The organism is Amycolatopsis sp., from assembly GCF_036008905.1.
GTDB lineage: Bacteria > Actinomycetota > Actinomycetes > Mycobacteriales > Pseudonocardiaceae > Amycolatopsis.
The window spans coordinates 1-9,820 of the sequence record NZ_DASYMU010000127.1 but is presented as its reverse complement, the minus strand read 5'-3'; the positions used below and the strand labels follow the sequence as shown (position 1 = coordinate 9,820).

The 9,820-nt window shown below is 68.7% G+C and carries 8 protein-coding genes; 4 read left to right on the top strand and 4 right to left on the bottom strand.

Features of this window, described 5'->3' with window-relative positions:
- Nucleotides 1-22: 22 nt before the first annotated feature.
- The 4 genes from VGP60_RS22505 to VGP60_RS22490 are packed head-to-tail and all read right to left on the bottom strand — an operon-like array spanning nt 23 to nt 2,929.
- Entirely contained in the window at nt 23-754 is a 732-nt protein-coding gene (locus tag VGP60_RS22505) for an intradiol ring-cleavage dioxygenase (RefSeq protein WP_327550035.1), read from the bottom strand.
- Between the two features lie 2 nt (nt 755-756).
- Nucleotides 757-1,167: an FAD:protein FMN transferase gene (locus VGP60_RS22500; RefSeq protein WP_327550034.1), complete on the bottom strand. Its 411-nt coding sequence runs from the start codon at nt 1,165-1,167 to the stop codon at nt 757-759.
- Entirely contained in the window at nt 1,164-1,565 is a 402-nt protein-coding gene (locus VGP60_RS22495) for an FMN-binding protein (protein ID WP_327550033.1), read from the bottom strand. Before VGP60_RS22495 ends, VGP60_RS22500 begins: the two co-directional genes overlap by 4 nt.
- Before the next feature lie 8 nt (nt 1,566-1,573).
- Nucleotides 1,574-2,929 (bottom strand): ferredoxin reductase family protein, encoded by a 1,356-nt coding sequence (locus VGP60_RS22490; RefSeq protein ID WP_414640391.1) that lies wholly within the window; start codon nt 2,927-2,929, stop codon nt 1,574-1,576.
- Nucleotides 2,930-3,066: 137 nt separating this feature from the next.
- Between VGP60_RS22490 and VGP60_RS22485 the strand changes: the two genes are divergently transcribed.
- The 4 genes from VGP60_RS22485 (at nt 3,067) to VGP60_RS22470 (ending at nt 9,624) form a co-directional block, all read left to right on the top strand.
- A complete protein-coding gene (locus VGP60_RS22485; RefSeq protein ID WP_327550032.1) occupies nt 3,067-3,765 on the top strand; it encodes a response regulator transcription factor in 699 nt (232 codons plus the stop codon).
- Complete coding sequence (locus tag VGP60_RS22480) at nt 3,762-5,180, top strand: HAMP domain-containing sensor histidine kinase (protein ID WP_327550031.1); 1,419 nt, start codon at nt 3,762-3,764, stop codon at nt 5,178-5,180. Before VGP60_RS22485 ends, VGP60_RS22480 begins: the two co-directional genes overlap by 4 nt.
- A gap of 185 nt (nt 5,181-5,365) precedes the next feature.
- The gene (locus tag VGP60_RS22475; protein ID WP_327550030.1) at nt 5,366-8,419 is read left to right on the top strand and encodes a BTAD domain-containing putative transcriptional regulator; all 3,054 of its coding nucleotides are present in this window, start codon (nt 5,366-5,368) and stop codon (nt 8,417-8,419) included.
- Between the two features lie 41 nt (nt 8,420-8,460).
- Entirely contained in the window at nt 8,461-9,624 is a 1,164-nt protein-coding gene (locus VGP60_RS22470) for an FAD-dependent monooxygenase (protein WP_327550029.1), read from the top strand.
- The last annotated feature ends 196 nt before the right edge of the window (nt 9,625-9,820 follow it).

The following is a 9,820-nucleotide window of genomic DNA, read 5'->3' as shown; positions in this document are numbered from 1 at the left end:
GTGTTCTAACACTGTTACGCACTCACGACCCCTTGACGCCGACGGTCATGACGCCCAGGTAGCCGTCGCCTTCTTTGCGCAGGTCGAGCAGCAGTGAATCCTCGAACAACGAGTCGTTCGAGTTGTTCGTCTCCCGCTCACCATTCCCCACATACGGCTCCGCCCGATACACCGCGTTGGTGACGTTTTCGTCGAAATACAATTGGCTGGTCAGCACAGTCGCGTTGTCGACGTGGACCTTGAAGTGGATATGCACTGCCCGCCCGGGATACCAGCCGGGATAAACCGTCCGGAACTCCGCGATTCCGTCGGTATTGGTCACCTGCGCACCCCGGAGATAGGTTTTCGCGTCCGACTTCCCGCCGCCCCGCGACCCGCTTTCGAAACCGGAATACGAGCCGTCGGCGTCGCAGTGCCAGATGTCGACCACGGCGTTGCCGATCGGCGCGCAGGCGGCGTCGCGGACTCGCAGGGCAAGCCGGAAAGCGGTGCCCGGCCGGTCTTCACGGATGTCGGTCCGGATGGAGTTGACGTCGAAGTAGTACGGGCCTTCGGTTTCGGCCGGGGTCAGGGTGCAGCTCGCGGTGCCGGGGAACAGTTCGCCGGAAAGCGGGGTCTGCGGTGAAATACTCGCCGCGCCGCCTTCGGTCGTCGGGACCACGGCTTCGGTGGTCGCGGGTTCCGAGCTGCAGGCGGCCACCAGCGCGCCGAGCCCGACCGTCCCGCCGGCGGCGAAAAACCTTCGTCTGTCCATTTTCACAGCAGCGCCAATCCTTCCGATCGGTGTACCCGGCGGTCTTCGTCCACGACATCGCCGCCCGCGTTGACGCAGAACCGCCGCACTCCGGCCGAACGCAGCAGCTCCGCCGCGCGTTGCACGGCCCAGCCCTTCACCACGGCACTCGGATCAAGCGCCCGGCCCGCCAAGAAGGCGGTGAACGCACCGCCGGACAAGTGTTCGTACTCGTCGCAGATCGCCAGGATTTCGTGCAGGTCCTCACCGGGCGAGCCGTCGAACCGGCTGACCTCACTGTCCACTTTGAACGGACTGAACCGCTCGTCGGCTTCCCGCAACCAATCGAACGCCTGTTCTGCTGCCGAAGGAACATCGTCGCGGAGGTCGATCGAAATCGGCAGGCCCATGATGTGCTCGACCGTCGTCGTCATCGCGCGTCCAGCGCGGCTTGCAACGACTTCGCATACGACTCGCTGGTCTGGGTCGCGCCCGACACGGTGTCGATGTTCGCGCTCTGTGCCCGCAACGCCTCTTCCCGCAACGTAGGCAGCGCGGCGATACCCCGGCCGCTGTCCGGTTCTTGCAGCAGCCGGACGTCGGTGATCTTGTCGCCGGTGAACACGAGCTGTACTTGGACAGTGCCGTATCGGTTCCGTTCCACCGAACCCAGGAGGGTCACCTCGGTGGCTCCCGCCGCCGCACCAGAAGCCGTCGGCGTGCTGGTCCGCGGCTGGGCCACGGCAACGCTCTCCGGCGGCGAGGGCTCGAATCGCCACACCGCGATGAACCCCGCGGCCGAAAGCAGCAGCACCAGGATCGTCTTCTTCATCGCTCCCCTTATCCGGCAAGACTGAAGCGTTCGGCGTGCACCTGCGAGCCGGGGACCCCGATCTCCCGCAGGCTCCGCAGGACAGCGCTGGTCATCCCCGGTGGCCCGCACACGAACACGTCCCGTTCCAGCACATCGGGCACTATCGCGTGCACGCTTCCCGCGCCCAGCAACGGACCCCGCGGCCCGGCCGCGTTCGACGGTCCGCTCAGTACATGGATGACGGCGCCGCGGGCCCTAGCGAGCCGGTCCAGTTCGGGCAGCAGCACGGCGTCGCGATCCGAAGCGATGCGGTAGAGCACGACGACGTGCCCGGAGATGTCTTCGAGCAGCGCCCGGATCGGCGTGATCCCCACTCCGCCCGCGACGAGCAGCGCGTTGTCCCGCCGCTGGTGGATCGTGGTGAACGCGCCGTACGGGCCCTCGGCGAACACCCGCGTGCCGACCTTCAGCGAGCGCAGCGCGGAACTGCCGTCGCCGAGCGCCTTCGCGGTGAGCCGCAACGTCTTGCCGTCCGGTGCGGCCGACAGCGAGAACGGATTCGCCTGCCACCAGCGGTCTTTGGTCATGAACCGCCACAGGAAGAACTGCCCGGCCCGCGCCGGCAGCTCGTCGAGCCGTTTCCCGGTCATGTACACCGAAACCACGTTCGGCGATTCGGGCACCACGGCCGCGACCCGCAGCTGGTGCCGCAGGTTGCGCCACAACGGGAGCACGACTCGGCCCAGCAGCACCGCGCCCAGCGCCACACCCCACAGCAGCCACCAGTACGTCCGCGCGAACGGCGAACTGGTGAACGTCTGCCCGAGCGCGATCTGATGGGAGAACGCGAGCACCACGGCCGCGTAGGTATAGAGGTGGATGAAGTGCCAGGTCTCGTACGCGAGCCGCTTGCGGGCGAACCGCGCCGACATCGCCCCGACGACCAGGATCAGCGCGAGCGCGACGAGCGCGCGCAGCACACCCTCCATTGTGGTCACCAGGCTGACGAGTTCGCTGGTGGCACCGGTGCCTTCGATGTTGGCGTAACCGAAGACGATGAAAACGAGATGGCCGACGAGCAGCCACAGCAGGCCGAACCCGGTCCAGCGGTGCCACGTCGTCAGCCGGTCCATGCCGAGCCTGCGGTCCAGCCACGGAACCCTGGCGACGAGCAGCAGCTGGAACGCCATCAGCAGCGCGCCGTACAGCCCGGCGAGCCTGCCGATCGTGAGGAGCGGATCGTCGGACGTTCCCGCGGCGAGGAACAACGCGGTGACCACGACGACGTTGGCGCCCAGGAAGGCGTAGAGCCCGGTTCGCGCGACTACCCGGGGCCCGAGCGTCGGCCGGGCCGGTTCGTCGGTCGGCAGCAAGACTGTCACGAGGGTGGTCCTTTCGGCTCTGTTCTCGTGCCGAGACTGGTCGGCGAAGCTGTGGGCGGTCTGGGGGTGAGCTGTCGGCTTCCTGTCGACCGCGACCCCGCCTCGCCCGCGCCGGGGAATTGACGCAGGATGGAGTGGTGAACTCCGATACCCGTGTGCGGCTCCTGGTCGTCGACGACGAACCGCATATCGCCGACCTGGTCGCGACGGTCGCCCGCTATGAGGGCTGGAACGCGATCACCGCCGGCACCGGGACGGACGCGCTTCGTCGCGCCGCCGAGTTCCATCCGGACATCGTCGTGCTCGACCTGATGCTGCCAGATTTCGACGGGTTCACCGTGCTCGACAAACTGCGCGAGGCCGGGACAGCGGTCCCGGTGGTGTTCCTGACAGCGAAGGACGCGACGGCCGATCGCATCGCGGGCCTCACGCGCGGTGGTGACGATTACCTCGTAAAGCCGTTCTCCGTCGAGGAACTGATGGCCCGCCTGCGCGCGGTGCTGCGCCGGAGCACCGGCCCGGCGTGGAAACCGTCGGTGCTCGCGGTTTCCGATCTTTCTTTGAACGAGGACACCCGCGAAGTCCGCCGCGCGGGCGAACCGGCCACGCTCACCCCGACCGAGTACGAGCTCCTGCGTTACCTCATGCGCCGCTCGCCGTCGGTGCTCACGAAGGCCCAGATCCTCGACCACGTCTGGGAATACGACTTCGGCGGCCGGTCCAATGTGGTCGAACTCGTCGTCTCGCACCTGCGCCGCAAGCTCGACTCCGGCCACGAACCACTGATCCACACCGTGCGCGGCGTCGGCTACGTGGTCCGCCAGGTCCATCGGTGAAGCACCTGCGCCGGTGGCTCGACGCGTGGCGGCGGTCGCGTCTCGGCACCCGTCTTTCGCTCGGGTTGGGCGCGCTGGCGCTGGTGGTGTTCGCGGTCGTCGGGGTCGTGACCGTCGGCATCATGCGCGACTACCTCGCCAAGCGCCAGGATGAGCAACTCCAGACGAGCCAGGTCGACGAGGTCCGCAAACTGCAGTACTCCCACGGCTCGCCGCAGTCCCCGTATTCCTGGTACACGGCCGTTTTCGAGGTCAAGAACGGCGTCGCGACGCCGAAACCGGGCAGTGTGCCGCCCCCGGATCTGGAGCAGTTCGCCGAAGTCGCCAAGGACGCGACCGAGAACGACGTCCTGCGCACGGTCTACGTCCGGGGCGAAGGCGCGTACCGGCTGCGCGCCTGCCCGGTCGACGCCGGCGAGGTGCTGGTGAGTGCCGCTCCGCAGGACGATCTGGACCGGACGGTCAGTCAGCTCATCACCGTCGAGGTGGTCGCGTTCGTCTTCGCGCTGGTGCTACTGGTGATCATCGGGCGAATCGTGCTGCGCCGCGGGCTGCGGCCGTTGAGCGACATGGCGGGCACCGCGCACGACATCGCCACCCACGACCTCAGCGAGACCGCGCACCTGCCCGTCCGCGCGTCCGGAGCCGGTGGCGGCGCGGAGGTCGAGGAGCTGCGCAGCGCGTTCAACGTCATGCTGGTGCATATCGAATCCTCGCTGGCGGCGCGCACGGCGACCAACGAGCGGCTGCGCCGGTTCATCGCGGACGCCTCACACGAACTGCGCACGCCGTTGACCTCGATTCGCGGGTACGCCGATCTTTTCCGGTACGCGGCGGCGAACGAGCCCGCCGAGCGCGATTCCCATCTCGCGAAGATCCGTGAGGAAACCGCGCGGATGAGCGTGCTCGTCGACGACCTGCTGTTGCTGGCCCGGCTCGACGCGACCGAATCGGAAGCGCCACTGCGCGTTGAGGACACCGACATCGCCGAGCTGGTGACGGCCGCCGCGGAGGCCTTCCGCGCCGCACGGCCGGACCATCCGCTGATCGTGGAGGCGTCGGCGCGCGCTGTCCTGCGCGCGGACCCGGTGCGGCTGCGCCAAGCCCTCGACAACCTGCTGACCAACGCGGCCACGCACACGCCGCCGGGAACCCCGGTGACGGTCTCGGTGGAGGTCGGCGACGCGATCGTGGTCCGGGTCAGTGACGAAGGACCGGGCATTCCGCCGGAGAACCAGGAACGGATTTTCGACCGGTTCTACCGCGTGGACGACTCCCGCACGCGCGGGAACGGTGGCACCGGACTGGGGCTCGCCGTGGTGCGTTCCCTGGTCGAGGCGCATGACGGCACGGTCGAAGTCGAGAGCGTGCCGGGCCGGACGACGTTCCTCATGAGGCTCCCGCGCTCGCGGTGACGGGTGTAGGGCGTGTCCCGTGGATCTTGTTCGCGGTATTCGCGCCCAGGCGGCCCCTGGTCGTACCGGGGATTCACCCGAGTCGGCCAGTACGAGGGCGAATCCCCGGCACAACCAGGAACCACCTGGATCACGAATCCCATCGAACAGATCCACGGGACACGCCCTACCGCCAGAATCACCCCATGCAGTTCGGCATTCTGGGGCCTTTGGAGGTCTGGTCCGCGGCGGGGGAGAGCGTTCCCGTCGGCGGGCCGAAGCCGCGTGCCCTGCTCGTGATGCTGCTGCTGAACGCGCGGCGTGTGGTCGGCGTCGAGCAGCTCATCGCCGGGCAGTACGGCGACGAACCGCCGGCCGGGGCCGCCAACGCGGTGCAGGCGCAGGTTTCGCGACTGCGCCGGAGCCTGTCCGCGGACCTGATCGAGTTCCACGGCAGCGGGTACCGGCTCGCGGTTGAGCCTGAGGATGTCGACGTCCACCGGTTCGAGCGGCTCGCCAGGGAAGGACGGCGGCTGCTCGCGTCGGGGCAGCACGCGGGCGCGGTCGCCGTGTTGCGCGAGGCTTCGCAGTTGTGGCGTGGGCCCGCGCTCGTCGATCTGCCGTTCGGGCAGAGCCAGGCCGTCAGGCTGGAGGATCTTCGGCTCGGTGTCCGGGAGGACCTTGTCGAGGCCGAACTCGCGTTGCCGGAGGGCACGTCCGTTGGCGAATTGCGCGAGCTGGTTTCCGCGCATCCGTTGCGGGAACGGCTTCGTGGTCAGCTCATGCGGGCGCTGAACGCGGCCGGGCGACAGGCCGAAGCGCTGGCGGAATTCGAGGAAGTCCGGCGGTTGCTCGCCGACGAACTCGGCGCCGATCCGTCGCCTGAACTGGCCGCTGTCCACCTGGACATCTTGCGCGGGCACGCTCCCGCCGCACCTGCTCGACGCGGGGTGGCTGCCCAGCTCACGAGTTTCGAGGGCAGGCAAGAGGAACTCGCGCGGCTCGACGAGTTGCGTGCCGCCCGGTTGGTCACGATCCTCGGCCCCGGTGGCACCGGGAAAACCCGGCTGGCCATCGAGTCCGCGGGGCGCGGGCAGCGGGAAGCCTGTTTCGCCGATCTGTCCCCGCTCGACGCCGGAGATCAAGTGCCCCAAGCGGTACTCGGCGCGCTCGGCCTGCGCGAGCCGGGCTTTCAGGCGTCCGCCGTCGACCCGGTCCGGCGTCTGGTGGCCGCGCTGAACCAGGATCTTCTGCTCATCTTGGACAACTGCGAGCACGTCATCGACGCCGTCGCCGCGCTTGCCAGGACGTTGCTGGCCGAGTGTCCACGGCTGGTTATCCTCGCGACCAGCCGGGAGCCGCTCGGGTTGACCGGCGAGACGCTGATGTCGTTGCCTCCCTTGGAAACCGCGCCGCCGGAGATCTCCGCAGCTGATGCGTTGGCGTACCCCGCGGTCCGGTTGTTCGCCGATCGGGCGGCGGCGGTGCGCCCGGGTTTCGTGGTGGACGCCGAAGTCGTCGAGACGGTCATCGAGATCTGCGCGGCGCTCGACGGGTTGCCACTGGCGATCGAGCTCGCGGCGGCACGGCTGCGGCAGTTCACCGTCAAGGAGATCGCCGCGCGGCTGGCCGAGCACGGCCGGTTCCGGCTGTTGTCACGCGGGGATCGCACGGCCACGGCCCGGCATCGGACGTTGCACGCGGTGGTCGAGTGGAGCTGGGACCTGCTTGGACCGGCAGAGCAACTACTGGCCCGGCGGTTCGCGGTGTTCACCGGTGGTGCGCCGCTGGCCGCTGTCGAAGCCGTCTGCTCGGTACCTGGGACCGAGGAGGTGCTCGCCGATCTGGTGGACAAGTCGTTGGTGGAGACCGACGGCGAGCGCTACCGGATGCTCGACACCATCAGGCTTTTCTGCGCGGAACGGCTGGACGCCGACGAGCTGACGTCGTTGCGCCGGGCACACGCCCGCTACCACCTCCAACTCGCTCGCGAAGCCGATCCGCATCTGCGCTGGGCCGAGCAACTCGAGTGGCTCGCCCGGTTGTCGGCCGAGCACGGAAACCTGATGGCCGCGCTGCGCTGGGCCGCGGGGGAGGACCGCGAGACGGCTTTCCGTTTGGTACCGGCACTTGCCGCGTACTGGTGGCTGAGCGGGCGACGCAGTCAGGTGGGGGAGATCGCCGCCGGACTGCTCACCGAGGTGCCCGAAGGCTTCGACGAGGAGTACGTCAGCTGTGTCGCGCACGCCGTCCCGCGAGCGGCCGCCGAGCACTGGGAACGCGCCGGGGCGATCATGCGGATCCTCACGCCGAAGGTGCGCCATCCGTTCGGCGTGGCGGTGTGGGGAACGGCCGCGGGGCCATGGCAGCCCCCGCCCGGCGACCACCCGGTGCTCGGCGACGACCCGTGGAACAGGGCGCTGGGCTTGTTGAGCGAAGGCCTGCTGAAGCTGAACGGCGGACGCCCCGCGGACGGTGAACGTGACCTGATCGAGGCGCTGCGCGGCTTCCGCGAACTGGGCGAGCGCTGGGGCATCGCGCAGGCACTCGATTCGCTCGCGCAGGTGGCGGGTTGGCGTGGCGAATGGGAGCGGGCGCACGAACTGTGGGAGGAGACGCTGAAGCTTTCCGACGAACTCGGCGCGCTGGAAGAATGCGTCGATGTGTTGAGCAGGCAGGCGAGATGCCTTATGTGCCAAGGGGATCTCGACTCGGCTGCCGTCGGTTACGAGCGGGCGGCGGTGCTGAGCGCGCAAGCCGGGCGGCTGGGGGTTCCGGCGGAGACCCAGTTGGGCCTTGGTGAGATCGCTCGGCTGCGTGGGGACACGCGCGCCGCCGCCGAGCGGTTGGCCGCCGCGCTGGAAGCCGCGGAACCGGGTGGTTTCGGGGTCGACTCGGTCAAGGCGCGGGTCCTCACGGCGCTCGCACGGTTGGCCGTGAGCCCGGCCGAAGGACTGCGCCTGCACGGGGAAGCACTGGCCGTGGCCCGCCTGCTGCCGTTCACTTCGGAGATCGCCTCGGCCGCCGAAGGGCAGGCCGACGCCGCTTTGCTGACCGGATCTGGCGAACGGGCCGCGCTGCTGCTCGGCGTCGCCGTGGCGCTGCGCGGGATGTCGATGGCCGGGGATGCCGACGTGAGCCGGATCGCCGACGCGGCTCGTGACGACGTCGGCCAGGAGGTGTTCGCGGAGGCGTTTTCGCGGGGTGCGGCGATGTCGCGCGAAGAGGCGCTGACAGTGCTCGGCAACGCTGTGGACTGATTGTCAGCCGACTGTCAGCGGCTCCCCGCAGGCTCTGGGACATGAAGAACACCACGGTCCTCATCTCCGGCGCCAGCATCGCCGGCCCCGCCCTCGCCTACTGGCTCGATCTGGCCGGCTGCACGGTCACCGTCGTCGAGAAGGCCCCGACCCTGCGCCCAGGCGGCCAAGCCGTCGACTTCAAGGGCGCCACCCACCACACGATCCTGGAGCGGATGGGCATCCTCGAAGACGTCCGGCGGCTGCAGACCGGCGGTACGGACGTGACCGTCGTCGACGCCGGAGGCAAGGCGCTGACCGTCATCCCTGGCGAGTTCACCGGCGGCGACCTCGAAATCCGCCGCGGCGACCTGGCCCGGGTGCTGTACGACCGGACTCACGAGACCTGCGAATACGTCTTCGGCGACTCGATCACGTCGTTGACCGAGACCGCGAGCGGCGTGCACGTCACCTTCGAGCGTGGTGCGCCCCGCACGTTCGATCTCGTCGTCGGCGCGGACGGGATCCATTCGGGAGTCCGGCGGCTGGCCTTCGGCCCCGAGTCCGACTTCGTGCAGTTTCGGGGCCATTACTACGCATTGGCCGACATCGGCGGCATGTCCGGCGGCGCGCTCATGTACAACGAGCCCGGCCGGATGGCGTCGACCGGCGGCCCGAAGGCGCCCGCGTTCTTCGTCTTCGCCTCCGAGCAGCTCGACTACGACCGGTACGACACCGGACAGCAGAAAGCGCTGCTGCGCAAGGCGTATGAAGGCGGCAAGTGGCGGATTCCCGAGCTGATGGCCAAACTCGCGCAAGCCGATGACGTTTATCTCGACTCGCTCAGCCTGGTCAAGATCGACCGGTATTCGGCGGGGCGGGTCGTGCTGCTGGGCGATGCCGCTTATGGCAACACCCTCGGCGGGTTCGGTACCGGGCTGGCCATGGTGGGCGCTTACGTCCTCGCCGGTGAACTACTGGCCGCGGGCGGCGATCACGTTGTCGCGTTCGAGCGGTACGAGGAGCAGCTGCGGAAGTACGCCGCGGGCTCGTCGAAGAGCAACGCCGGGCCGTTCCTCGCGCCGCCGTCGAAGTGGCGGATGCGGCTGCGGAACCTGATCTTCCAGTCGGGATTCCTGTCGGGGCTCATGCTGAAGATCGCGGACAAGTTCGCCACCGACATCGACCTGAAGGACTACCCCGCCCTCGCCCGAATGACGGGCTAGACGCCGTGCGAACGTCAGCCGGGACGCGCGGCTGAGCACGTGGCTCGTGAGTGTTTACGAGTGTTATTGATGGGTAAGGCAAATGTGGCATGATCGGTGGATGGCTCCGAAGGTTCGGGTGACGGATGCGCGGCGGCTTTCTCAGGCGTCGCAGGAGGATCTGCGTCGGCGGGTGGTGGCCGCGGTGCGGTCCGGT